Annotated in this window: 24 protein-coding genes and 1 pseudogene; 8 read left to right on the forward strand and 17 right to left on the reverse strand. The window is 62.5% G+C overall.

Features of this window, described 5'->3' with window-relative positions; all coding sequences use genetic code 11:
• Window positions 1-71: 71 nt before the first annotated feature.
• Window positions 72-662, forward strand: coding sequence for a TetR/AcrR family transcriptional regulator (locus FJQ55_RS06645; RefSeq protein ID WP_246085043.1), 591 nt, complete (start codon window positions 72-74; stop codon window positions 660-662).
• Between the two features lie 54 nt (window positions 663-716).
• Entirely contained in the window at window positions 717-1,487 is a 771-nt protein-coding gene (gene recO, locus FJQ55_RS06650) for a DNA repair protein RecO (protein WP_140826859.1), read from the forward strand.
• A gap of 2 nt (window positions 1,488-1,489) precedes the next feature.
• Here the strand turns inward: recO and FJQ55_RS06655 are convergent.
• The 5 genes and pseudogenes from FJQ55_RS06655 to FJQ55_RS06675 all read right to left on the reverse strand — a co-directional run.
• Window positions 1,490-1,669: pseudogene (locus tag FJQ55_RS06655) on the reverse strand (hypothetical protein); the annotation flags it as partial.
• A gap of 403 nt (window positions 1,670-2,072) precedes the next feature.
• Complete coding sequence (locus FJQ55_RS06660; protein ID WP_140826861.1) at window positions 2,073-3,293, reverse strand: MFS transporter; 1,221 nt, start codon at window positions 3,291-3,293, stop codon at window positions 2,073-2,075.
• Between the two features lie 343 nt (window positions 3,294-3,636).
• Window positions 3,637-4,482: an MOSC domain-containing protein gene (locus FJQ55_RS06665; RefSeq protein ID WP_140826862.1), complete on the reverse strand. Its 846-nt coding sequence runs from the start codon at window positions 4,480-4,482 to the stop codon at window positions 3,637-3,639.
• Between the two features lie 9 nt (window positions 4,483-4,491).
• Window positions 4,492-5,145, reverse strand: a complete 654-nt coding sequence (locus FJQ55_RS06670; RefSeq protein ID WP_140826863.1) for an HD domain-containing protein — start codon at window positions 5,143-5,145, stop codon at window positions 4,492-4,494.
• Between the two features lie 78 nt (window positions 5,146-5,223).
• Window positions 5,224-8,016, reverse strand: a complete 2,793-nt coding sequence (locus FJQ55_RS06675; protein WP_140826864.1) for a DUF2339 domain-containing protein — start codon at window positions 8,014-8,016, stop codon at window positions 5,224-5,226.
• A 221-nt stretch (window positions 8,017-8,237) separates the two neighbouring features.
• Here FJQ55_RS06675 and nadA point away from each other — a divergent pair, with 221 nt between their 5' ends.
• The 4 genes from nadA (at window position 8,238) to FJQ55_RS06695 (ending at window position 12,656) form a co-directional block, all read left to right on the forward strand.
• Entirely contained in the window at window positions 8,238-9,308 is a 1,071-nt protein-coding gene (gene nadA, locus FJQ55_RS06680) for a quinolinate synthase NadA (protein WP_140826865.1), read from the forward strand.
• Between the two features lie 28 nt (window positions 9,309-9,336).
• Window positions 9,337-10,929, forward strand: a complete 1,593-nt coding sequence (locus tag FJQ55_RS06685) for an L-aspartate oxidase (protein WP_140826866.1) — start codon at window positions 9,337-9,339, stop codon at window positions 10,927-10,929.
• 18 nt (window positions 10,930-10,947) lie between these two features.
• Window positions 10,948-11,859 carry a carboxylating nicotinate-nucleotide diphosphorylase gene (gene nadC / locus FJQ55_RS06690; protein WP_140826867.1) on the forward strand — a complete coding sequence of 304 codons (912 nt, stop codon included), beginning with the start codon at window positions 10,948-10,950 and terminating at the stop codon, window positions 11,857-11,859.
• Window positions 11,860-12,092: 233 nt separating this feature from the next.
• Entirely contained in the window at window positions 12,093-12,656 is a 564-nt protein-coding gene (locus FJQ55_RS06695; protein WP_161596962.1) for an EF-hand domain-containing protein, read from the forward strand.
• Window positions 12,657-12,714: 58 nt separating this feature from the next.
• On the opposite strand, the gene FJQ55_RS06700 is transcribed toward FJQ55_RS06695, so the two are convergent.
• From FJQ55_RS06700 to FJQ55_RS06740, 9 genes are all read right to left on the reverse strand, one after another.
• Window positions 12,715-13,620 (reverse strand): mechanosensitive ion channel family protein, encoded by a 906-nt coding sequence (locus FJQ55_RS06700; protein WP_140826869.1) that lies wholly within the window; start codon window positions 13,618-13,620, stop codon window positions 12,715-12,717.
• 56 nt (window positions 13,621-13,676) lie between these two features.
• Complete coding sequence (locus tag FJQ55_RS06705; protein ID WP_140826870.1) at window positions 13,677-14,657, reverse strand: NUDIX hydrolase; 981 nt, start codon at window positions 14,655-14,657, stop codon at window positions 13,677-13,679.
• Window positions 14,654-15,190: a tyrosine phosphatase family protein gene (locus tag FJQ55_RS06710; RefSeq protein WP_140826871.1), complete on the reverse strand. Its 537-nt coding sequence runs from the start codon at window positions 15,188-15,190 to the stop codon at window positions 14,654-14,656. The genes FJQ55_RS06705 and FJQ55_RS06710 overlap by 4 nt, the downstream gene beginning before the upstream one ends.
• Window positions 15,187-15,816 carry an HD domain-containing protein gene (locus tag FJQ55_RS06715; RefSeq protein WP_140826872.1) on the reverse strand — a complete coding sequence of 210 codons (630 nt, stop codon included), beginning with the start codon at window positions 15,814-15,816 and terminating at the stop codon, window positions 15,187-15,189. Before FJQ55_RS06715 ends, FJQ55_RS06710 begins: the two co-directional genes overlap by 4 nt.
• A 2-nt stretch (window positions 15,817-15,818) precedes the next feature.
• The gene (gene ygfZ / locus FJQ55_RS06720; protein WP_140826873.1) at window positions 15,819-16,658 is read right to left on the reverse strand and encodes a CAF17-like 4Fe-4S cluster assembly/insertion protein YgfZ; all 840 of its coding nucleotides are present in this window, start codon (window positions 16,656-16,658) and stop codon (window positions 15,819-15,821) included.
• 105 nt (window positions 16,659-16,763) lie between these two features.
• Window positions 16,764-17,519, reverse strand: coding sequence for a hypothetical protein (locus tag FJQ55_RS06725; RefSeq protein WP_140826874.1), 756 nt, complete (start codon window positions 17,517-17,519; stop codon window positions 16,764-16,766).
• A gap of 21 nt (window positions 17,520-17,540) precedes the next feature.
• Window positions 17,541-17,798, reverse strand: coding sequence for a hypothetical protein (locus FJQ55_RS06730; RefSeq protein ID WP_167507691.1), 258 nt, complete (start codon window positions 17,796-17,798; stop codon window positions 17,541-17,543).
• A gap of 96 nt (window positions 17,799-17,894) precedes the next feature.
• A complete protein-coding gene (locus tag FJQ55_RS06735) occupies window positions 17,895-18,326 on the reverse strand; it encodes a TIGR02301 family protein (RefSeq protein WP_246085044.1) in 432 nt (143 codons plus the stop codon).
• Window position 18,327: 1 nt separating this feature from the next.
• Window positions 18,328-18,753, reverse strand: a complete 426-nt coding sequence (locus tag FJQ55_RS06740; protein WP_140826876.1) for an NUDIX hydrolase — start codon at window positions 18,751-18,753, stop codon at window positions 18,328-18,330.
• Between the two features lie 134 nt (window positions 18,754-18,887).
• Here FJQ55_RS06740 and FJQ55_RS06745 point away from each other — a divergent pair, with 134 nt between their 5' ends.
• Window positions 18,888-19,652: an SOS response-associated peptidase gene (locus FJQ55_RS06745; protein WP_140826877.1), complete on the forward strand. Its 765-nt coding sequence runs from the start codon at window positions 18,888-18,890 to the stop codon at window positions 19,650-19,652.
• A gap of 17 nt (window positions 19,653-19,669) precedes the next feature.
• Here FJQ55_RS06745 and FJQ55_RS23410 read toward each other — a convergent pair whose 3' ends face one another.
• From FJQ55_RS23410 to FJQ55_RS06755, 3 genes are all read right to left on the reverse strand, one after another.
• Window positions 19,670-19,807: a hypothetical protein gene (locus tag FJQ55_RS23410; protein ID WP_167507692.1), complete on the reverse strand. Its 138-nt coding sequence runs from the start codon at window positions 19,805-19,807 to the stop codon at window positions 19,670-19,672.
• A 194-nt stretch (window positions 19,808-20,001) separates the two neighbouring features.
• On the reverse strand, window positions 20,002-20,862 hold the full coding sequence (gene pssA, locus FJQ55_RS06750) for a CDP-diacylglycerol--serine O-phosphatidyltransferase (protein WP_140826878.1): 861 nt from the start codon (window positions 20,860-20,862) through the stop codon (window positions 20,002-20,004).
• 11 nt (window positions 20,863-20,873) lie between these two features.
• Window positions 20,874-21,572 (reverse strand): phosphatidylserine decarboxylase, encoded by a 699-nt coding sequence (locus tag FJQ55_RS06755; protein WP_140826879.1) that lies wholly within the window; start codon window positions 21,570-21,572, stop codon window positions 20,874-20,876.
• 325 nt (window positions 21,573-21,897) lie between these two features.
• Here FJQ55_RS06755 and FJQ55_RS06760 point away from each other — a divergent pair, with 325 nt between their 5' ends.
• Complete coding sequence (locus tag FJQ55_RS06760) at window positions 21,898-23,088, forward strand: GGDEF domain-containing protein (RefSeq protein ID WP_140826880.1); 1,191 nt, start codon at window positions 21,898-21,900, stop codon at window positions 23,086-23,088.
• Window positions 23,089-23,096 lie beyond the last annotated feature (8 nt).

A 23,096-nucleotide genomic window follows, 5' to 3' on the forward strand; every position in this document is an offset into this window, starting at 1 on the left:
CATCCGATCTATCCCAGGCGGCGCAGACCGCCGCAATCGCCGCGCCGTCCGCGCCCCCGAAGGAAACCGCCGTGCCTGTCGCCAAGGAGCCGAAGCGACAGCGCGGGATCGCGCGCGTTGCCCGTTTGTTGGATGCCGGTGCAAGCGTCTTCGCCGAGCAGGGCTACAAGGCTGCGACCATGACAGAGATCGCGACCCGTGCGGGCGCCCCGATCGGCTCGCTCTATCAGTTCTTTCCCAACAAGGACGTGTTGGCGGACGCTCTCGTCGCCCGTTACGGCGAACATGTGACGGCAGCGCTCGACAAGATCCGCGAGCAGGCGGCCGAGATGGATGGCGCGGACCTCGCCGATCGGCTGCTCGATGTCCTGGTCGCCCATGCGGCGGAGCGCAGCTTGGCGCTCAGCCTGCTGGATGCGCGCTGGGAGCAGCCGGGCGTTCGCCCCGGCGTCCTGCGCGAAAGCTTGCGCCGCCACATTGCCGAATGCCTCGCCGCCTGGCGCCCGAACATCGGTGACGACGAGCGCCAGGCGATGGCGGTCGTCCTGCTGCAGGCGATGAAGTCTCTGGCGCAACTGCATGAAGAGAAGCGTTATCCGGGAAAGACTGAAGCTTTGGCGCAGTGGCGTGGCTGGGTTCGCCGCTACCTAGCGGATTTCTGAAGGCGAGGGCCGAATCGGTTGTCCCGACGCCTCCGGCTGCGCTAGAGTGTACGGATGCAATGGACGGATGAGGCAATTCTGCTCGGTGTGCGCAGGCATGGCGAAACCAGCGTCATCGCCGAGATGATGACCCGTAGCCGCGGTCGCCACTTGGGCATGGTCCGCTCCGGCCGCTCGCGAAGCATGCAGCCGGTTCTGCAGCCCGGCAACAGGCTGGAGGTAACGTGGCGGGCAAGGCTCGATGAACATCTAGGAGAATACAAGGTGGAGCCGCTGGCACTGAGGGCCGGACGGCTGATGGAGAGCGCTACCGCCGTTTACGGGGTGCAGGCGCTCAGCTCGCTGCTGCGACTTCTGCCCGAACGCGACCCCCATCCACATCTCTTTGAAGCGCTTGACGTCATCCTCGATCATCTGGAGGAGCCGGCGACTGCCGGCGAGCTCTTCGTCCGCTTCGAACTGGCACTTCTGAACGATCTCGGCTTCGGACTGGATCTGGAGGAATGCGCGGCAACGGGCCTGCGGGATAATCTGGCCTACGTCTCCCCGAAGTCGGGCCGGGCGGTCAGCCGGGCGGCGGGTGAGCCTTGGGCGGACAAGATGCTGGCGTTGCCGGATTTTCTTTCCCCGGGGAGCAGGCGGGGCGCGGATCCCGAAAGTCTGGCCGCCGCCTTCCGACTCACCGCATATTTCCTCGACCGCCATGTCTATGTGCCGCGCGGCCTGGAGGCGGGCGCGGCACGGGAGGGATTTTGTCAGGCAGCGTTGAAGACCCTGCGGCTTGATGCTGCCGGAGAATTGGCTGCACCGAGAAACACCGCCTGATCTTCCGGCGACGATTTCGCCATGTGCTGGTGAATCGCGGCCTGGAGTTCGCCGATATTGCGATAACTTCCGCCATCCAGATCGATGACCGGATATTTGACGGCGATGAACTTGACCCGATCTCCGTCGGGAATGGTGATTCCAACCGGAATCCCGGCGTATTCGATAACTTGCTTCTTCATAACGAATGTCCCCGCTCGTGCACGCGATGCACGGCGTTGTTTCAATAGTCGTTTGTGGTGATCAGTCTTTGCGCTGTGTCACATTCGACAGGAGCAGGCGTAACGGCGTTTCACCATCACGAAGCGCGGGGTCGTATGCCAGGATCGGACGGCTTCAAGAAATACAACTTGCATCTCGCTGACCTCCTTCATTGGCTGCGGTCTCTCTCTCGCGGAGACCTCTCATCGGTTCGTCGTCAGACCCGAACCAACACGGCAAAGGTAGGTGGCAGGATGGATTCCGTCAACGGGACGCCAAAGAAAAATAAAATAATTTTCTGTGACAGTGGTCTCTAGGCGAAAACGCAGGAATTTTGATCCGGCATAGGTGAAATGCCGAAATATGATCTCACTTTGGGCAAAATTACGCCATGCTGAGGGCAGGCCGTTCGACGGCCGTTTCACGGATCGGCCAATGCACGACCGCCGCGAAAATTCCGAGCGCCACACCCAACCACCAGACCTGGTCATAAGTTCCGAAGTGATCGTAAAGATAACCGCCCATCCAGACGCCGAGGAAGGAGCCGATCTGGTGCGACAGGAAGACCAGTCCGCCGAGCAGGCCGAGATGGCGCGTGCCGAACATGATCGCGACCAGCCCGTTGGTCGGCGGCACGGTTGAAAGCCAAAGGAGCCCCATCACAGCGGCGAAGATCACCACGGAGAGCGGCGTCTGTGGCAGGAGCAGGAAGAGTGTCACGGTGATCGAGCGGCCGATATAGATAAAGGCGAGGAAATAGGGCTTTGAATAACGTTGCCCGATCCAGCCGGCGGCCAGCGACCCGATGATGTTGAAGAAGCCGATCAGCGCCATGGCGATGACGGCGTAGCGCGCGTCGATGCCGATATCGCCGAGATAGGCCGGGAAGTGCGCGGTGATGAAGGCCACCTGGAAACCACAGACGAAGAAGCCGGTGGTGAGCAGCAGATAGCTCTTATGCGCCAGCGCTTCTCTCAGCGCTTCCGCCACCGTCTGCTGATACTGATTGCCGGACTGGCTGCCCGACTGTGCATTGCCGCGCAGCGGAAAGGCGAGAAGCGGCACGACCAGCATCATGACGGCGATGACAACGAGGCTGTCGGACCAGCCGAAGGCAGAGATGAAGCCCTGGCTCAAGGGTGCAAACAGGAACATGCCGGCAGACCCCGCCGCCGTCCCGATGCCGAAGGCCATCGAACGCTGTTCGGGTGTCACATTGCGGGCAAAGGCCGAGAGGATGACGCTGAACGAGCCGGCGCCGATCGCCGTGCCGATCAGAACGCCGCCGCCGATATGGAGCCAGATCGGCGCTGTTGCATGCGCCATCATCAACAGGCCGCAGGCATAGAGGACGCCGGACATGACCAGAACCCGTCCCGTGCCATATTTATCGGCTAGCGCGCCGAAGAACGGCTGACTGACTCCCCAGAACAGGTTCTGGAAGGCCATGGCGAGACCGAAGGTGGATCGGTCCCAGCCGCGGTCGGCGAGCATCGGCAACTGGAAGAACCCCATCGCCGAACGCGGGCCGAAGGTCATCACCGCAATCAGCGATCCGGCAAGAATGATGAGCCAGGGCATCTGGTGGCGGCTGGTGGCGATCATGGGGAAATCCTCCTCTGTCCAACACACATTAGTGCAGTCGACCCATGACGAGAAACGCCTTTTGATGAACAGCTCATCAAGGGATTTGATGAAAGTCAGCTTTGGCTGGGCTTGTCCGCTTGTGCCTCCTGACATCGTGCAGGAACCGCCGATGCCCCTCATCCGCCCTTCGGGCACCTTCTCCCCGCAGGCGGGGAGAAGCCCTCGCCTCCGGCCACCCGCTCCTCCCTCTCCCCGCTTGCGGGGAGAGGGTAGGGTGAGGGGCAAAACCGCGAACACGCTTCCCTGCCGGCGCAGCCTTCTTTCGATCAGGCGCCGCAAGCTCCGCTGACGCCAAGCCACATTACCGCTGCTTGATCGCCCAGCCCTCACGCATGCCAAGTACCGTCACCGCATCGCCAAGCGACACCAGACCGTCGCCGCGCGGCACCGCATTCCAGCCGAACAGCGGCCCCGGCACGCGTCGGTCGGCGGACATGCGGATGCGCCCCATGGCAGGCATCGGATTGGCGCCGTCGCGAGAGCCGGTATGCTGGTCTTGCGTCGTCATGATGCAGCGCGGGCAGGGTTTGACGAAATCGAAGCGAATGCCGCCGATCTCAAGGCCGGTCCAGCGGTCTTCCGCCCAGGGCTCGTCGCAATCGAGCACGATGTTCGGCCGGAAGCGCTCCATGCCGACAGAACCTTCGCTGTGCTTCTCCATGTCTTGGTTGAGGGCGCGCAGCGACCCCGTTGTAGTCACGAGGATCTGATAGCCATCGGCAAAACCCATCGGCGAATTTTCGCCCGCCCATTCTGCACTTGCCATGCGGCGGCTCTCAGTGTCGACAAAGACCAGCCTGACCGGCCGCCCGAACCAGTCGGAGAGTTTGGCGTTGACGCGCTCGTCGGCAATGGCGGCGCTGACGACCGATTTCCAGATCGCCACATCCATCCGGTTCTCCGGTTGCGGGGGTGCCACCATCGCCTCGCGCCCGTCATCAAGGCGAAGCGTCAGATAGGCGGCACCAGGAATGGCGGTGAGCCGGGCCAGATCCGGCAATTCCCGTTGCGTGATGAAATGGCCTGACGGGTCGACCAGCATCATCCGCCGGTCGTCGGAAAGGCCCATGGCCTCGATCCGTGCCTGTGGCAGCGCAATGCCCCTGGCGCTCTTGAATGGATAGATGAAAAGCCCGGTGACCTGCATGGTTGACCTTCAGATTTCGTCGCGAAAGAGGGTGAGAAACTGTTCGAGCCGCTGATGCCGCTCCTGCGCCAGCGCGCGGCCGGTGTCCGTCTGGAACCCGTCTGAGAGCTTGAGAAGCTTGGCCGGGAAGTGATCGATCGCGAAGCGCCGGTCGTCGAGCGGCCGGTGCTCGGCATCCGGATCGCCGGGGTGATAGAGTCCGGAGCCCAAACGCCCGGCGATGTAGAAGCAGCGCGCCACGCCAACCATGCCGATCGCGTCGAGCCGGTCGGCATCCTGCAGGATCTTGGCCTCAATCGTCTGGGGCGGAATGTTCGCGGAAAAACTGTGAGTCAGCACGGCATGGGCGACCGCTGCAATCTTGTCCTCCGCCCAGCCGAGATCGGCCAGAATGCCCGACGCCTTCTCGGCGGCCAGCCGCGAGGCCTGCGATCGCAGCGGCGAATTCTTCTCCACCGCCACGCAATCATGCAGGAGCACGGCCGCCGCCAGCACCTTGGCGTCCCCGCCTTCACCGGCACGAATGCGCATGGCATTGCGGAACACCCGGTGGATATGGGCAAGGTCATGCGAGCCGTCGTCGCCTTCGGTCGCATGCGCCAGAAGCTGCGCCGCAAGCGTCTGATGCGGGGCAAAGGCGTCGGCAGTGAGAAGATCCGTCACGTCACAAATCCCGGTGATTCCTGGCAGGCGAGGCACCCATCTAGCCCGGCTGCCAGTATCGCCGCAATCCGCGAGAGCTCAGATCCCCGTCGCCTCGTCCTCCCGCGCCGCGGCAACCACCGGCTTTACCTTGGATGTGAGGATCTTCTGGTAGAAGAGCCCGATACCGATCAGCACGAAGCCCAGGCCGATGAAGGACAACGCCCTCAGAACGCCTCCGAGATTGGCCATGTCGATCAGGAAGACCTTGGCGACGGTGACGATCACGATGACGGCCGAGGCGATGCGCAGGCTCCTGGCGTCGAAGCGAGACCCGAGCGCCAGCAGCCCAACCCCGATCGCAAGCCAGGCCACGGAATAGCTGTAGGTCTCCGCCTGCTCGAAACCCTTCCAGTAGGCGATGAACTCGCCCTGCCAGAAGCGCCGCACCGAAAGTGTCACCCAGGCGAAGCCGAGCAGAGTGCCGGAGCAGGCAAGGAGAATGACATAGGGCAGAGGCCGCTTGTCCCGGGCGTAGAAGGCCAGACCGGCATAGCCGAGGCCGGGGATGAGATAGCCGATCAGCATCAGGTTGATCAGCGGCCAGCTGCCGGTGCTCTCGCCCGTCACATACGGGTTGAGCGCGCCCAGATGCAGGCTCAGCACCTGCAGCACCGAGACGACGCCCGCGGCCATCGAGCCAGAGCGGAAGACGGCGCTCGGCGATTTCAGATCAAGCGTCATCAGGATGCCGGAGAGGCCAATGACCAGCAGCGTATAGATCGACTGCTCGCCAAGGGTCGGGGTGGAGGCATCGAGAACGCCTCCGTTCATCGCATGACGGACCAGGATGGCGATGGTCAGCAGGCCCATGAGGCTCGCCAGCCCCTGTAGCGCGTTCTTCACCCGCGCACCCGGCCAGCGGCGCAGCTCATAGGCTGACAGGATGGCGATCAGCGCTGGAACGCCGTAGCCGGCGAGCAACTGGTTGAAGAGGGGCGTGCGGCTGAGGGCGTCGGGGCCAACCAGCGTCGGATCCCAGGCGATGCGGAAGAGCACGCCGCAAAGGGCTGCGACCATGATCCAGGGCAGTCCGCTCCAGGGGCGCAGCCGTGTTGCCATCAGGTAGACGAAACCGAGGATGGCGAGCAGCAGCGTCGTGAAAAGCCCATCCGTCAGCGTATGCAGAGCGAGCGCATAGGCTGCAAAGCTGCCGAAGAGCAGCAGGTCGCGTGCTCGTCGCAGGCGTGGGCCAAGACCCGCGCGCTCCAGCCATTCCGCTGAGGCCAACAGCACGGTACCGGTCGCGAGTGCGAAAAGTCCATGGTGCCAGTCACCCCCGTAAACGCCGTAGAAGACGAAGCTGACGGTTGCGAGCAGAACCGGCATGACGCCGCCCAGTGCCGCCCAAAGGGTTGAGAAGACGGTGTCCACCGCGCCCCGGCGGCGGATGAAGGAAAGCCCGAGCAGGGTGAACAAAGCCCCCAGATAAAAGAGCAGCAGCACGATCACCCGGTCGAAGCCTGCAGCCGTCTCCGTGGAGACCCCCACGCCGTCAAGCACCGTCTGCACCTGCGTGATCATGTCGGTCTCGATGAGGGAGCCGATCAGGGCGCCGATGGCTGCGATCATCGTCGGCCAGAAGGCGCCTTGGCGCGCCGCACCGGCAGATGCCAGCACGGCGATCAATGAGGCAAAGCAAAATGTCGGAAAGATCCCGGTTGGTCCGGTGATTGCCAGCATGGCCAGCGACGGTATGAGCGCAGACAGCGCCATGGTGATGTCGAGCCCGAGCCGACCCGTTGCCATGCGGCGCCCCACGGCCTCCCAAGATAGCGGCTCATCCGCCACGTTGAGATCCGCTTCGGTATTGCCCGGCCAGATCATCACCCAGGCGGCGATCATCGCGATCAAGGACAGCGTCACCGGCGTCAGGTCACCGAGATCGAACAGCCCGATCAGCGCCCAGAGACCGAGGCCGACCTGGGCAAGCGCTGGTACGATTTGCCATCCGCGCATCCGCGAAGCGATCGCAGTGGCAACCTGAGCGACGGTGAGGAAGATGAACAGCGTCCACGGACTGGGGCTGTTCGAAGACACCAGGAGCGGCGTCAGCATGGAGCCGGCAAGGCCGAGCCCCGCCAGCGCCTGGCCGTGCAGCAGCGACAGGCCGAGCACGGCAAAGGCGGTGAGCGCCAGGAGCACGAAGGCGGTGGCCGGTCCGATGAAATCGTAGATCCCATGGGCCGCGTATATCGCGCCGAAAAGGGCAACCGCACCGGCAGCCGTGAGAATCCCGGGCACCATGGCATTGGCATAAAGGGCTGTCGCCTGCGGCAGCGCCTTGCGCCGAACCAGTTCGCCGGCGGCCATCAGCAGCAGGCCGAAGAGCGCAGCGAGTGACAACCGGACGCCGGGGCCGAGCAGCCCGCTCTCGATCGAGTAACGCACGAGGAAGACGCCGCCCAGCGCCAGCGCCAGCCCACCGGCCCAAACCGCCCAGCGTGCGCCGAGGAGGTTTTCCAGGCTTTCGGCCGGTGCCTTTGGCACAACCGATTCTGCGGGTGAAGAGGACACCGTCCCGTCCAATCCGGCCCGAGCAGCGATTGCGGGCGCGTCTTTGGATGCAGGTTCGCCAAGGCTATCAACAGGCATCGCCTCGGGAGCGGTGATGATCTCGGCAGATGCATCCGCCCGGGCCGCGTCCTCGCCAACGTCCACTGCTGCGGCAGGATTCTCCGCCGGTAGCGGCGACATTTCGCCTTGTCCGAGCCGTAGCAATTGTTCGCGCACCGCGCCCAACTCCTGCTCCAGGCGGTCGATCCGCTTGGCCGAGCCGCGCATGCTGAAGAAGAGAATGCCAATCAGAATCAGCGGCAGGATTTCGAACATCGGACCCCCGGGTGTCGACGGAATGTCCCGAACTCTAATCGTTTTCGCGGCAAGGGGAAGCGTAGTGCGTCACGGCGCAACCGCAGAAGCCGAGTGAAGACCAATCAGAAGGCGGCCTTGCAATCCGACCCGAAACTTTCTAAATCGTGTCCACCGGCACCTGCCGGTTTTCTTTGGCTCTTATTATGCTCAAAATGAGCATAAATCGGGAGGAGGTTACCATGGAACTGCAAGTCGACCGCGATGCTGGCCGGAAAAAGCAGTCAGCGGCGGATCGTTTTGGCTCATGGGAGCGCCCTGACCTCCGCTACACGCCCGCAGTCGCCAAGGAAACCGCGCATCTTTACGAGCGTGTCCGCGACTTCATCCCGGAAATCGAATGGCCGGTCTTTGCGCCCTATATCCACGCCATCAACCGCGTGAAGAAGGAGCGCGGCGCAGTCATCCTGGCGCACAATTACCAGACGCCGGAGATCTTCCACTGCGTCGCCGACATCAAGGGCGATTCGCTGCAGCTCGCCCGCGATGCCGTCAGCGTCGATGCCGAGATCATCGTCCAGTGCGGCGTGCATTTCATGGCGGAAACGTCGAAGCTGCTCAATCCGCAAAAGACGGTGCTGATCCCCGATGGTCGCGCCGGTTGCTCGCTGTCGGAATCGATCACCGGTGCCGATGTCCGCCTGCTGCGCGAGCGCTACCCCGGCGTGCCCGTCGTCACCTATGTGAACACCTCGGCCGAGGTGAAGGCCGAGACCGACATCTGCTGCACCTCGGCCAATGCCGTCGATGTGGTCAACAGCTTCGACAGCGATACGGTACTCTGCATCCCCGACGAGTATCTGGCGATGAACGTCGCCAACCAGACGACGAAGAAGATCCTCACCTGGAAGGGCCATTGCGAGGTGCATGAGCGCTTCACCGCGGACGAACTCCTGGAATACAAGCGAGCCGATCCGCGCATCGAGATCGTTGCCCATCCGGAATGTCATCCGAGCGTGCTGGCCGTGTCGGACTATGCCGGCTCGACCAAGGGCATGATCGACTACGTCAAGACGAAGCGTCCGGCTCGTGTCCTCCTGGTCACCGAATGCTCGATGGCCTCCAACATCCAGTCCGAAGTCCGTGACGTCGATTTCGTCAAGCCGTGCAACCTCTGTCCGCACATGAAGCGCATCACCCTGCCGAAGATCCTCGACAGCCTGCTTTTCATGACGGAGGAAGTGACGGTTGATCCCACGATTGCAGGCCGCGCAAGGCTTGCGGTCGAGCGGATGATCAATCTGAAGAACTGAGGCAGTGCTGCCAGCCGGGGAGGGCTGAATGCCGACCAACCTTGACTCTATCCGCCCGCAATCCTGGCAGGGCATCGACGACATCGTCATTGTCGGTGGCGGGCTTGCCGGTCTCTTCTGTGCGCTGAAACTGGCACCGCGCCCGGTCACCGTGCTCGCGGCGGCACCGATCGGGCAGGGTGCATCGTCTGCCTGGGCGCAAGGCGGCATTGCCGCTGCGATGAGCCCCGGCGACAGTTTTGACAAGCATCTCGCCGATACGGTCGCGGCCGGTGCCGGTCTGGTCGAGGAGAAGATCGCCCGGCTGATGATTTCGGAAGGTCCGGATCGCATTCATGATCTGCTCGCTTACGGCGTACCCTTCGATCGCGATCTCGAAGGCCATCTGCTGCTGTCGCGCGAGGCCGCCCATTCCGAACGCCGCATCGTCCGTGTCGCAGGCGATCGCGCCGGCGGCGCGATCATGGAGGCGCTGATCGCAACCGTTCGCCGCACGGCCTCAATCCGAGTGATGGAAGGCTATGTCGTCGAGGAGCTCATTGCCGAGGGACGTTTCGTCTCCGGTGTCGTGGCGCGTCCCGATGCCGGCCAATCGACGGCGCGCGTCGCGTTTCCGGCCCGCGCCGTCGTGCTCTGCTCCGGCGGTGTCGGCCACCTCTATGCCGTGACCACCAATCCGGCCGAGGCGCGGGGAACCGGCGTCGGAATGGCCGCCAAGGCCGGCGCCGTCATAGCCGATCCCGAATTCGTCCAGTTCCACCCGACAGCGATCGACATCGGTCATGACCCCGCACCGCTCGCGACCGAAGCCCTGCGCGGTGATGGCGCTGTTCTCGTGAACCGCGCCGGCCATCGTTTCATGACGGATCTGCATCCGGACGCCGAACTCGCCCCCCGTGATATCGTTGCGCGCGGCGTCTTTGCCGAAGTCGCTGCCGGGCGCGGTGCTTATCTGGATTGCACCAAGGCCGTCGGCAAGGATTTCGCCGCGCATTTTCCGACTGTCTACGCCTCCTGCATGGCCGCCGGAATCGATCCCGTAACGCAGGCCATCCCGGTCGTGCCCGCGGTCCATTACCACATGGGCGGCATTGCCGTGGATGCTGATGGCCGCACCTCGCTCGATGGCCTCTGGGCCGCTGGTGAAGTCACCTCGAGCGGTGTCCATGGCGCCAACAGGCTCGCTTCCAATTCGCTTCTCGAAGCCGTCGTCTTTGCCGGGCGCATTGCCGATAGCATCAAGGGCATGCTGCCAGAATCCTCGCTCTATGAATGGCCGAAGGCTGCCGGCGAGAATGACGATCTCGTCACACTGGAAGACAGTGCTCAGTTGAAGGAACTGCGCCGATTGATGAGCATGCATGCCGGCGTCATCCGCAATGCAGAGGGCCTTAAAACCCTGATCCGAGAACTGGCCCGGCTGGAGCGGGAGCGGCCGCGCGTGCGTTTCTCCAACATCACCGCGACCGCGAAGCTGATTGCCGTCGGAGCCCTCCAGCGCGCAGAAAGCCGGGGTGCACAGATGCGCTCGGATCATCCGAGGATGGATGACGCTTTCCACCGTCGCACCTATTTGACACTGCGCGAAGCCGATCGCATCGCAGCCGAATTTATCGGCTGATCGGAAAGGGACAGGACCATGACGAAGACCGAGAGCTTCCGCCCGCAACTGTCGCCGCTGATGGTTGAGGATCTCGTGCGGACCGCCCTGCTCGAGGACCTTGGCCGTGCCGGCGATATCACCACCTATGCGACGATCGGCCCAAAGAAGACGGCGCGCATGACGATCAACGGTCGTGATCCGGGCGTGGTCGCCGGCCTCGTTCTGGCCGAGACCGCATTCCGGCTCATTGATCCGTCCGTGCGCTTCGAAGCCTTGGTGGCGGATGGCGATCGCGTCTCGCCCGGCCAGCCGCTCGCGCGCGTCGAAGGCTCCGCCCGGGCGGTGCTGTCGGCGGAACGGGTCGCGCTCAATTTCCTCATGCACCTTTCCGGCGTAGCAAGCTACACGGCCTGCTTCTCCGACGCGATTGCCCATACGAAGGCACGCGTGACCTGTACGCGCAAGACGCTGCCGGGCTTGCGGGCGGTGGAGAAATACGCGGTCCGCCTCGGTGGCGGCTCGAACCACCGCTACGGCCTCGACGATGCGATCCTGATCAAGGACAATCACATCGCTGTCTGTGGCGGCGTGGCCGAGGCTATCCATGCTGCCCGCGCCTATGCCGGGCATCTGGTCAAGATTGAAGTGGAAGTGGACAGTCTTCATCAGATGCGTGAGGCGCTTGACGCCGGTCCCGACGTTATCCTGCTCGATAATATGACGCCGGATACGTTGTTTGAGGCCGTAGAGATGAACCGGCAGCACCATGCCATGGCGCCAGAGATTTACGCGTCCGGTCGCAACCGCACCATCTTGGAAGCATCGGGCAATGTCACGCTGCAAACCGTCCGCACCATCGCCGAGACGGGCGTCGATTTCATCTCGACATCCAAGATCACCATGGCCGCCCCGACAATGGATATTGGATTAGACTCAGTCTTGGTCTGAGATTGCCAAAAACTTTGCTTGCATTGTTCCGGTGTCCTGCAGTGGACGAAGTTTTGATTCAGAAGTTCATCAAATTTTCCATAGGCTTGACGTATATAAGTCAAACCTTCGATAGTTATTACCCATGATTAATAGTTTTGACCACTTTTCGAGAATCTCTTACCCCGAAAACGTTCCCGGTTGAGTTGAGCGTACGGCGAATTTTGGGGTTTCAATTTATCGTCGGGGGTTTCATGACGAGCATCATTTCTTCATCCGGAAGCAGTGCAGCCGGGCGGGTGTCGGTTTCAAGCCTGGACACCAATGGCGACGGCATCATTAGTGCCGAGGAATTGGAGGCCGCGAAGTCCAACCGCAGCCAGGATCCAACCGTTTCGAGTGACAATGCGGCAAGTAGTACACAGTCCCAGTTGCAGAGCAGCATGATTTCCATGCTTCTGCAATCGTCTGCAACGCAGACCGAGGGTGAAGCGCCGCGGGATGCACGCGATCTTTTCAGCGCGATCGACGCTGATGGCGATGGCAAGATCACCCAGGACGAGTTCGTCGCGGCTCGGCCTGAGGATATGAGCGAGGAAGAGGCGACAACCCGTTTCGGCGAACTCGACAGCGAAGGCTCCGGCTTCCTGACCGAAGATACATTTACAGCCGGCATGCCGCAGCCGCCCGAAGCGATCGAGGCCGACGGCACGAGCGGCGCGGACGATGAAACGGTCAGCATTTTTGACATTCTCGCCGAAATGCAGCGCGTCATCGACGCCTATCGCGAGAACGGTTCCGAGGCATCCGAGGTCTAAGATCTCGCGAAGGTTCGGGCCTCGTTCGGCACCTGGCAGACTTGTGGCGGCAAGCAGCCTAGGCTTGTGGGCGAGGTCCGTTCTCCAGCTTCGGCATCCGAGCCGGCCCGGCGGGCGCGGCTTCTTTCGGATCTGCATGATAGGTGACCTGCGGATAGGGGATCGAGATGCCCTTCTGGTCGAAGGAAGCCTTAACCTTCTTGATCATCTCGCGGGATGTCGGCCAGAAATCAGACGCCTTGGTCCAGTACCACATGGTCAGCACCACCGAACTGTCGCCCAGTTGATCGACATGGGTCGCAACGGCGGGATCAGCAAGAACGCGCGGGTCCGCCTCGGCATGATCGCGCATGATTTTTTCTGCAACATCGATATCGTCCTCATAGCCGATCCCGACCTTGAGTTCGAAGCGGCGTGTCTGGTGACGGCTGAAATTGGTGATCGGTACGTTCCACAAGATGGAATTCGGCGCCAGCCGGTAGAGCCCGTCGGGCGTGCGAAGCTCGGTGGCAAAGAGGCCGATTTCGACGATCGTGCCGGAAATCGAGCCGGTATCGATGTATTCGCCCACCCGAAACGGTCGGAGCACCAGTAGCATAATGCCGGCGGCGATGTTCTGCAGCGTCCCCTGCAGCGCAAGGCCGATGGCAAGGCCGGCAGCACCCAGCGCGGCAATGATCGAGGCCGTCTGCACCCCGAACTGGCCGAGCACCGTGACCAAGACGAGGATCAGCGACGCGTAACGCACCACATTGGCGAAGAAGCGGGCAAGCGTTTCATCGATCCCGTGTAGCTGCAAAAGGCCCAGATGGGTCCACCGGCTCAAGAGCCGCGACACCCACCAGCCAAGTGCCAGAAGCAGAAGTGCGCCGAGAATGGAAAACGAATATTCCACCGCCAGCCGGCCCACCTGGGCCAATGCTGCCTGTGATGCGAGAATGACTTCGCTTGCCTGCTGCTCCATGCCATCTTTCCCGTGACGTTGCTGTTACGGGCTAGATGGGGCAGATGCCGTAGCGGTCAACCGCCGGAACGGCTGCCGAGTTTCAGTCCGGGTGCAGGACGCTCTTCAAGAATCTGCCGACGGAAGCGGAAAAGGGCGGCCGGACGCCCGCCCGTCGCAGCCTCGGTTGCACCGGTTGCCTCGACCAGTTCGGCACCTTCCACCAGCCGGCGAAAGTTCTGTTTGTGCAGGTGCCGGCCGGAGATCGCCTCAACCGTGGCCTGGAGCGCGGTCAGGGTAAATTTCGGCGGCATCAGTTCGAAGACGACAGGTCTGTACTTGATCTTGCTGCGCAACCGGGCGAGCGCCGTTGCCGCAATGCGCCGATGGTCGTAGCGCATCGGTCGACCGAGCGGAACGGAGATGCGCCGATCGGCGACCCGTCCATCGGAAACGGCCTCGTCCAGAAGCCCCGCTTCGTAGAGAAGTTCATATCGCTCCAACACCCGTTCCTCGTCGAACGGGAAATCGTCGAGCCCGAAAGCGAGTTTGAGCCGCGAGTGCCGGGAAATCGCGGGACCGTCCGCCGTGTCAAGCCGAGGCTCGTCCGCCCAGGCGCGCAAGGCCGGCAGTATGAACTGGTCGATCAGCGCCGGTCGCCCTTGGCGCCAGTCTTCCCAAGGCAGGAAGCCATACCAGTCCCGCCACGCAGCGCCCGACGTTTCCAGTCGTGCAGCCCCCTCCGCCTCCAATCGCGTGAGTGCCAGATAGCCGACGGAAACCACATGCGGGCCGCTGTCGCCGGGCATGCTATGCCGGCCGCGATCACCGAAAGTATAGAGCTGCTCGATGTAGCCGAGCTGCAGCGCCGTTTGCGCCTCCACCGTCTGGCGCAGCGACACTTCCATGGTCCGGTGCAGGGTCGGGTGGAAAGGCCCGAAGGGCAGGGCATCGAGCGCGCCCGGTCCCGCAGGCACCACGAGCAGGCGCGGTTGTCCATCGGCGATCGCGACGATCGCGGCATTGAGGCCGATCTCGATATCGGCCGCCGCACTCATGGCGCGATCGGCTCCCGCACCGGAAGCGGCAGAACGAAGGGCTGGTTGCCATCGGTATCCGCCCCGCGTCCGAGCGCCTTCACCGCCTTGGCGAAGCGCCCCTCGCGGCCGAGCATCTCGTCTCCGATCTCGACCAGCCGCATGTTCGGCGTCGCATGCGGTGATGCCTCCCGCAGCCGCCGGGCCAGCGCCGCGTCATCGTCTTCAGGACACACGGCGAGGCTCGCGATCATCGCTGCGGCCGGTGAACGTGAAACGCCCATCCAGCAATGGACAAGAAGTGGCGCCGACCGATCCCAGCGCCGGGCAAAATCGATGATCTCGGCCACATGCATCTCCTGCGGCGCAATCAGATCGCCGGTGCCGGCAAAAGTGATGTCGTTCATCCCGAGCTTCAAATGGCGCTCCGCGCGGATGATGCCGGGACGATGAAAATCCTGGTTGGCGGCAAGCAGGCTGATCATCTCGGTCGCCTTGTGGCGAACGGCCATTTCTGCAATGCGGGCAAGGGGGGCAATGACAATGACGCTCATCGCAAATCCCAGTTCGCCGATTGCCGTTCGGCTTCGATTGCCTCGAAGCGCTCAAGGAATTTCGCCTGGGCTTGATAGGCGGGCAACGGCTCGATCAGGATGGTGTCGCGGGTAAAGCCCTTGGGCTGACCGAAGAATTTCCGCGCTTCTGCTTCCGCAAATCCGGCAAGCACGGTGGCTTCGAAATAGGCGGAGATCATGTCCGCCTTCTTGATCTGGTCCTTCAGCGTAGTCTTGGGGTGGGCAGGCAGGCCGAAACGCAGATGGATCGCGGCCTCCAGCCGCTTCTCCACCACCTTATAGCCGCCGCCGACAACAGCCTTAAATGGCGAGATCATGTCGCCGATCACGTATTCCGGGCCGTCATGCAGCAGCGCCACCATGAGATCGTCGGCGGTTGCCTTCGGACAGGAGCGGCGAAAGATGTCCTCGACGATCAGGCTGTGCTGGGCGACGGAAAAGGCATGGTCACCGGAGGTCTGTCCGTTCCAGCGCGCGACACGGGCAAGGCCGTGCGCGATGTCGGAGATTTCGACATCGAGCGGCGAAGGATCGAGCAGGTCGAGCCTGCGGCCGGACAACATGCGCTGCCAGGCGCGGCCGGGAATGCTGGTGGTCTCGTTCATCCTCAGACGTCCTCTGCCGCATCAGAGGGGAAGGTGAGGCCGCTCCAGGCAGGCAGAGCAAGGCTGAGCGAAACCCCGCCGGCAAGAATTGCCGTGCCGCTAGACATCGCCTCACCCGCCTTGTCGATCCGCAGGATGGCAAGCCCGCGTGAGCCCGCGACGGTGCCGAGTGTGCCGATCACCTTGCCGTCGATCGTGATCTCGGTACCCGGAGCGGGAAGGGGACCATCGGCCGAGACGATGACCGGACGGCGTCTGGCCGTCGAGCGGTGCTGCATGCGCGACACGACCTCCTGCCCAACATAGCAGCCCTTGCGGAATGAGACCCCGCCGGATTTGTCGAACAGGATGTCGTGGGGAAATGCGTCCTGCAGAGCGTAATCAGAACCCGATTCGACCACGCCATTCAGGATGCGCAGTGCCGAATAGGCCGCTGCCTCGCCAGGTTCGCCAACCTTGCCGACGATCCGGCGGACCGGCGTTCCGGCGAGCGCGAAGCGGTGGTCGAGAATGCCGCTTTCGTCCTCGCTGCCCCAGGTGACCGTAGCGCCGGTCTCGGGGTCGGCCGCGAGGGTCACGGCGGCGCGCAGCTTGTACATGGTCAGCCGCCGGGTGAGGGCCTCCTGCTGGTCCGCCGTCGTATCCAGGACGAAGTCGTCTTTGTTCCGCGAGATCAGGAAATCGAACAGGATCTTGCCCTGCGGGGTCAGAAGTGCACCAGGGCGTGCCTCTCCCTCGGCAAGGCTGCCGAGATCGGTGGTGATCAGGTTCTGCAGGAAGTGCTCTGCGTCAGGGCCGCCGACTTGTACGAAGGCACGATCAGGCAGGAAGGCTGAAGGCATGGGGTCACCGTGAAGTTGCGCTGACGGCAGACTTAGGAGACGCAAGTCTAGCCGACAAGCGCACCGCGTCACAGCCCACAGTTTGGCGAACGGCCTTGTTTGGCCTCAGTCGCCGACGGCGAAGAACTTCCACCTGCCATCAGGACTGATGCCGACGCGGAAAAAATTGTAATTGCCCTGTTCCTGCATCTCGGCGACATCGCCGGCGGTGACGATGCGCAGCAGTTCAACTCTTTCACGCGGGGAGAGAAGTGCGAGCGACTTACCGGCGAAGTAAGGCCACACATAGGCCTCGTCCGGCGTGCCCTTATCGAGCTGGACGAAACCGGTCGACAGGATGTCGAGAAGGATTGCCAGGATCTCCTGACCTTCATCGTCGCCGGAAAGCCCCTTGAGCGCAGCGATGGGGTCCTGGTCGGATGTCTGCAGTGGCACCTGGGTCTGATTGGCACCGACGTCGAGCAGAGGTTTCAATGCCTGGATATCGCCCGAAGCCGCTGCATCCATGATCAGCTGGCGCATCCGGCGAACAGGCTCAGGTGCTTTTTCCAGATCGTAGATGACCTCGGGCGCCGGTTCCTGGGGCGTCGTCGCGTCCGATTCGTCCGTATTGGACGGCTTGATCAGCGGGTCGGGATCGGGGATCACCGGAAAGGCTTCGTCCGACAGATCTTCGTCATCGCCGGGTGCAGGTGCGGGTGCGGGCGTTGCTGGCGGATCCTGCTCCGGCGGGGCGGGCGTAATGTCCTTGATGTCGGAAAGCGCAAGGGCCGGGTTCGGCCAGGAGAGGGGAAGGCTGGTGACCGATAGTGCCAGCGCGCCTGTCAAGCAGATGAGCCTGACCCGCGAAGAAATCGTCATTCTGTGCCTCTGCTGTCGTATCTACTGAATCCGGCGCTCCGGCGAGAATTCGCCCGCAAGGAGACGGGTCTTGAGCGTGTCGAGGATCGCTTCAGCACCGTGCTCGCCGTGGATGCGGATGGTTTCGCGCATCGCTAGTGCAAAGGCGGCGTCTGCGATGATTTCCGGCTCGATCCCGTCGGCCATGCCATCGGCCCAGGCTTCGTTCTGGTATTCCAGCGCAGCCTGCATCTTTTCGTGAACGATCATGTCGTCGATCTCGTTGCGGCGCGGTTCCATTGGCATTCCTCGAAGCACTCTTACTCAGGTCTTAACGACCGTATCAGCCTTTTGCCAAAACGACACGGGGGGAGACCAAAAGAGGTCAATTATTCGTTAATTTCCATAACGGGCGGTAATTTCTGTGGCGAGTGTTGCCCCTTCGTTACGGTAATTCTCCTCTGCACGAACCGCGGCCGGTGTGCAAGAGGTATAGACCGCGGCAAAAGAGCGGTACCCCCGGTTGTAGGCAGCCGTCAGACGGGCTCGGCGCTTCGGCTCTTCTTTCGTCTCAGTATCGAGCAGCGCCTGCAATGATTGCCGCCATTCCGGCTCGCCAGCAACATTACACAGGTTGCGCAGGTAATGCACCGCTCCGATGATCTCGGACAACCGACCGAGCCGGTCGTCATAGGGCGTGGGCTTTTCCGTCTCGGTGAGCGGGGACGGGACGGTGATCACGCTTTCACTCTGCGCCTTGGCGCCAAAGGAGACGAGAACGGCGAGCATGAGCAAGATGCCGTGCTGCTTTGAAAACAGGCCTGCCATCTCAGTTGCTCCTCCCGTTGGCAGGGTCGGCTGCCAGCTTCATGACGCAATCGCGCACGCTTTGCGGTACGGGCAGGGTCTCGATTTCCTCCGGCAGGAACCACCCTGCTTCGACAGCGTCGCTTCGCGCTTGCGCCACGCTGTCATCGACCGCATCAACGCGGAAGACGGAGAGCAGATAGTGGCTACCGGCAATGCCAGGCTCCGGAAGCAGTTCATAAGTCTCGAATAGCCGCGGATTGCATCCAACCACACCTGTTTCCTCTTCCAGCTCCCTCAGCGCAGTCTCGGCCGGCGACTCACCGGGCTCGGCCCGTCCGCCGGGAAAGGCATAGAGATCGGCGGCTGGAGGGTTTCCCCGACGCACCAGGAGATAGCGCCCCGCCCGTTCGACAACGGCAGAGGAGGCGAGGCGGGGTTGACTCATGATACGGCAATGCTCCGGTCTGTGGTGCCGCTGTCAGGCGAAGCAGCGGCGCTCACGAATATCGCGGCTTTTGGACGAGCCTGCAAGCCGCCGCTGTCCTTGACCCTCGGCCTCACGACTGCCATCTAAGCTCCATGTGTGGACGTTTCGCATTGACCGCGAGCCCGGAAGAGGTGCGCGAAATTCTCGGCCTGATGGAGCTGGAAGCCTTTCCGGCGCGCTACAATATCGCGCCGACGCAGCCGATCCTGGTTGTCGTGGCGGGGCCACCGTCAGAACCGGGCAGCAACAGGCCCGACCGTATCGCCGCGCTCGTGCGCTGGGGGCTGATCCCCTCCTGGGTCAAGGATCCGGCGGAGTTCACGCTGTTGATCAACGCGCGCTCCGAGACTGCCATCGACAAGGCCTCTTTCCGGGCGGCCATGCGCCATCGGCGAATCCTGGTGCCGACGTCGGGATTTTACGAATGGCATCGTCCGCCGAAGGAAAGTGGAGAAAAACCCCAGGCCTACTGGATCAGACCGAAGCAGGGCGGCGTCGTCTGCTTTGGCGGACTGATGGAAACCTATATGTCGAAGGATGGAGCAGAGCTCGATACGGGCTGCATTCTGACCGTCGGCGCCAACAGGACGATCGGTGCGATCCATGACCGCATGCCGGTGGTCATTGCGCCGGAGGACTATACGCGTTGGCTCGACTGCCGCAGCGGTGAACCGCGTGACGTGGTTGATCTCATGAAGCCGGCCCAGGAGGATTTCTTCGAGGCGATACCGGTTTCGGACCTCGTCAACAAGGTGGCCAATGTCGGCCCGGAGCTTCAGACCCCCGTAACGCCACGCGCAACGACTTCCAAGCCAGCGCCGGCAAAGCCCGGCGACGGACAGATGAGCCTGTTCTAAGAGAGGCCTTTCGGCCCTCAGGCGACCTTGGCGGCCGGCTTGCGCTTCAGCATCAGCGCCGCAGCGACCACGGCCTTGAGGGCGAGCGGACGGTAATTGGCGGCGAGATTGTGGTTGGCCGGCTTCTGCTGTTCGGCTTCGGTGGTGTTCGACATTGTCATTGTCCTCTGGATGATTCCTGACCCGGTATTTTCTTGTGCGGCTCTCTCTGCGGAGAACATGACAAAAGCGTGACCGAGTCTGTGACTCAAGTCAAATTTCAACAAAAGCGAAACAAATAGAGAGCCCCGCGCAAGCTTCTGGGCCTGGCGGGGCGTATTTGTTTATAATTCATTAAGAGTTAGGCGGGTCAGACGCCTCGATCGATTTCGGACAGACCCTTCTCGGCTGTCTCTTCGCCGATGGTCAAAGTGCCGTAGCGTTTGTGCCAGTTGCGGGCCCCGAGCGGCAGCGAACCGAGATAAAGAACCACCGTCACCACAAGTACCTGCCAGGTGAAGCTCATCAGCAGGGCCACATAAAGCACGACGCCGAGGATCATCGGAAACACCAGATCGCGGCGAATATGGCTGGTTTCCGACTTGCCGGACCAAACGGGAAGGCGACTGACGAGCAGATAGGCAATGACAATCGTATAGGCCGTGCTGAAATAGGCGAAGGTCAACGTCATCTGCACGTCGAGGAAGCCGATATAGACCGGCAGCAGCACCAGCGCTGCCCCGGCTGGTGCCGGCACGCCGACGAAGAATTCGGACTGCCACGGCGCCTTGTTTTCGCGCTCTGCCATCACGTTGAAACGGGCGAGGCGCAGCCCCGCGGCGATCGTGTAGATCAGGGCCGCGATCCAGCCCAGCGAGCGCGCCTGGTCCAGCACATAGACATAAAGAACGAGGGCTGGGGCCACGCCGAAATTGATGATGTCCGCAAGCGAGTCCATCTGCGCGCCGAACTTCGACGTTGCCTTCATCATCCTCGCCACACGCCCGTCGATGCCATCAAGGAAGGCCGCGAGCAGCACCATGGCGACGGCCAGTTCGTAGCGGTTCTCGAAGGCAAGCCGGATGCCGGTCAGGCCCGCGCAGATGGCGAGCACGGTGATGAGGTTCGGGACGAGGAGCCGTAGGGGGATCTCCCTGAGGCGCGGTCCACGGGCATTCGGATCCGATGCCGGCGGATGTCCGTTCTCTGGCGTGCTGTTCGGTGCGTCCATCTTGCCCTCCCTCAAGCGCGGCGGCTGATGACCGGCCCCTTGATCGAACCAAATTCGGCAATCACGGTTTCACCGGCAATCGCTGTCTGGCCGACCGAGACGCGCGGTTCGGCGCCCGCCGGAAGGAAGACGTCGAGGCGTGAGCCGAAACGGATCAGGCCGAAGCGTTCCCCGGCATCCAGCGGATCGTTCGGGTTGGTCCAGCAAATGATGCGGCGGGCAACGAGCCCGGCGATCTGCACGACGCCGATTGCGCCATGACGCGTCTCGATGACAAGACCGTTGCGCTCGTTGTCAGTGCTCGCCTTGTCAAGTTCGGCGTTCAGGAACTCGCCTTCCTTATAGGCGATCGTCGTCACGCGGCCGCGCATGGGCGCACGGTTCACATGGCAGTTGAACACGTTCATGAAGACGGTGATGCGCAGCATCGGCTCGTGACCGAGTTGCAGCTCTTCCGGCGGCACGCTCATCTGCACCGAGGACACCCGCCCATCAGCCGGGCTGATGACAAGGTCTTCGTCTTGCGGTGTGACGCGTTCCGGATCACGGAAGAAATAGGCGCACCAGAGCGTCAGGATCATGCCGATCCAGAACAACGGGTCCCAGAGCCAGCCGAGCACCAGCGACGCAACGAAAAAGGCCGCGATGAAGACATAGCCTTCCTTGTGCACGGGTACGATCGTCTTGCGTATGGTTTCCAGAAGATCCATGAGTTCCTCGATCAGTATGATTTTGTTTGCCCGTGACTACCGCGAAACCCCGGCAGGGGCAATGCCGGCCTGAAAATCTCGTCGTCCATAGGCTTAGCTGCACTATCAGAGGCGCAGCACAAAAAAGATCCAATTCGAGAGAAGCTGGCGAGACTCTGTAAATAATTACCCCCTAAAAAAGGCGTGGCTACAGCATGCGGAGACGGACCGTCTCCGGACAAGGAAATTCCACTTGCAACCCGCTCTCAAGTCCGACCGGTACGTCCATGCTGCTCCCGCTGAGGGTCTGTGCTGGTTTTCTGCATTGGGGAGACCCCAGCCCGCCTTGCTGCATCCCTTGAATGCAACGGCTGTTGGCGACCCCGCTCAGATCGCCGCTGGAGCCGTCTGTTTCGCCGCAGTCGAGGCGGGTTCCCTCGGGGTGGAAATCGTCAATCTGCGCGCTGCCCACCGGGAAAAAATTTACGTTATAGCCGTCGTCTCCGATGAGTTGGAGCCTTCTCTGCAGGCGGCGCTCTTCGCGGCCGGTGCCGATGATGTGCTCGTCGGCAGTGACCGACGCCAACTGGTCCCCTGCCTGATGCGTGCCAAGCGCCATCTCGAACTGCGGCGTCACAACGAAAGCTGGCGGCGCAGCATGCAGGAGAAGCTGGACATCTGGCAGGAGGGTCTCGATCATCTGCCGACCCCCATCTACGTGAAGGACGCGGACGGCCGCTATCTGGTCTGCAACGCGGCTTTCGGCCAGTTCCTCGGTGTCGGTCACGAGCAGATCCTTGGCCGTCGGCTGCAGGATTTCCTGCCACCGGGATCGGCTGAGGCCTACCACGAATCGGACCTACAACTGCTACGCCAGGGCGGTGTCATGCGCTCGGAGACCGATGTCTGTCTCCCCGAGGCCGGGATACGCCATATCATGGTGCACAAGGCGCGCCTCGATTCCCGACAAGGCGACGTCCGCGGCCTGGCCGGCGTGGTCATCGACATCACGGAGCGCAAGGAACTGGAAGCCCGGCTGACCGAGGCTGCCGAACGCGATCCCCTGACCAATGCCGCCAATCGCCGCAAGTTCTTCGAAGTGGCATCGGCCGAGATAGCGCTTTCAAAACAGGGGGATGTGCTGGCGGTTGCTGTCATCGACATCGACAATTTCAAATCCATCAATGACGAACTTGGGCATGCGGAGGGGGATGTCACCCTTTGCTCGATCGTCGACACGCTGCGGACTCAGGAGGCCGGCGGCATGCTGGTCGCCCGCGCGGGCGGTGAGGAGTTCTTCGCATTCTTCCCCAAGGAAGTCGCTCCCGCGGCGCCGGACATGCTGGAACTCGCGCGGCACGACATCGCCCGCTACTGCCAGGTCCAAACCGGTGTTGGTGCGGCCGGCACGATCAGCATCGGCCTTGCCTATTTCACGCCCTCGGACGAGACCATCGACCAGGCCCTGCGCCGCGCCGATCTGGCGCTTTACCGGGCGAAGCGCGACGGCCGCAACCGGATGTGCCTCGCCGATTAAGCGCGCAT

It is taken from the genome of Rhizobium glycinendophyticum, assembly GCF_006443685.1.
GTDB lineage: Bacteria > Pseudomonadota > Alphaproteobacteria > Rhizobiales > Rhizobiaceae > Allorhizobium > Allorhizobium glycinendophyticum.

Bases quoted from the DNA above. Each gene is read 5' to 3' on its own strand.
- FJQ55_RS06695 (WP_161596962.1), top strand. From the start codon at position 12,093: ATGACGAGCATCATTTCTTCATCCGGAAGCAGTGCAGCCGGGCGGGTG.
- FJQ55_RS06710 (WP_140826871.1), bottom strand. From the start codon at position 15,190: ATGAGCGTCATTGTCATTGCCCCCCTTGCCCGCATTGCAGAAATGGCC.
- FJQ55_RS06730 (WP_167507691.1), bottom strand. From the start codon at position 17,798: ATGGAACCGCGCCGCAACGAGATCGACGACATGATCGTTCACGAAAAG.
- FJQ55_RS06740 (WP_140826876.1), bottom strand. From the start codon at position 18,753: ATGAGTCAACCCCGCCTCGCCTCCTCTGCCGTTGTCGAACGGGCGGGG.
- FJQ55_RS06700 (WP_140826869.1), bottom strand. From the start codon at position 13,620: ATGGAGCAGCAGGCAAGCGAAGTCATTCTCGCATCACAGGCAGCATTG.
- pssA (WP_140826878.1), bottom strand. From the start codon at position 20,862: ATGGACGCACCGAACAGCACGCCAGAGAACGGACATCCGCCGGCATCG.
- ygfZ (WP_140826873.1), bottom strand. From the start codon at position 16,658: ATGCCTTCAGCCTTCCTGCCTGATCGTGCCTTCGTACAAGTCGGCGGC.
- FJQ55_RS06660 (WP_140826861.1), bottom strand. From the start codon at position 3,293: ATGATCGCCACCAGCCGCCACCAGATGCCCTGGCTCATCATTCTTGCC.
- FJQ55_RS06745 (WP_140826877.1), top strand. From the start codon at position 18,888: ATGTGTGGACGTTTCGCATTGACCGCGAGCCCGGAAGAGGTGCGCGAA.
- nadC (WP_140826867.1), top strand. From the start codon at position 10,948: ATGACGAAGACCGAGAGCTTCCGCCCGCAACTGTCGCCGCTGATGGTT.
- FJQ55_RS06715 (WP_140826872.1), bottom strand. From the start codon at position 15,816: ATGAACGAGACCACCAGCATTCCCGGCCGCGCCTGGCAGCGCATGTTG.
- FJQ55_RS06665 (WP_140826862.1), bottom strand. From the start codon at position 4,482: ATGCAGGTCACCGGGCTTTTCATCTATCCATTCAAGAGCGCCAGGGGC.
- FJQ55_RS06755 (WP_140826879.1), bottom strand. From the start codon at position 21,572: ATGGATCTTCTGGAAACCATACGCAAGACGATCGTACCCGTGCACAAG.
- FJQ55_RS06705 (WP_140826870.1), bottom strand. From the start codon at position 14,657: ATGAGTGCGGCGGCCGATATCGAGATCGGCCTCAATGCCGCGATCGTC.
- FJQ55_RS06725 (WP_140826874.1), bottom strand. From the start codon at position 17,519: ATGACGATTTCTTCGCGGGTCAGGCTCATCTGCTTGACAGGCGCGCTG.
- recO (WP_140826859.1), top strand. From the start codon at position 717: ATGCAATGGACGGATGAGGCAATTCTGCTCGGTGTGCGCAGGCATGGC.
- FJQ55_RS06675 (WP_140826864.1), bottom strand. From the start codon at position 8,016: ATGTTCGAAATCCTGCCGCTGATTCTGATTGGCATTCTCTTCTTCAGC.
- FJQ55_RS23410 (WP_167507692.1), bottom strand. From the start codon at position 19,807: ATGTCGAACACCACCGAAGCCGAACAGCAGAAGCCGGCCAACCACAAT.
- FJQ55_RS06685 (WP_140826866.1), top strand. From the start codon at position 9,337: ATGCCGACCAACCTTGACTCTATCCGCCCGCAATCCTGGCAGGGCATC.
- FJQ55_RS06735 (WP_246085044.1), bottom strand. From the start codon at position 18,326: ATGGCAGGCCTGTTTTCAAAGCAGCACGGCATCTTGCTCATGCTCGCC.
- nadA (WP_140826865.1), top strand. From the start codon at position 8,238: ATGGAACTGCAAGTCGACCGCGATGCTGGCCGGAAAAAGCAGTCAGCG.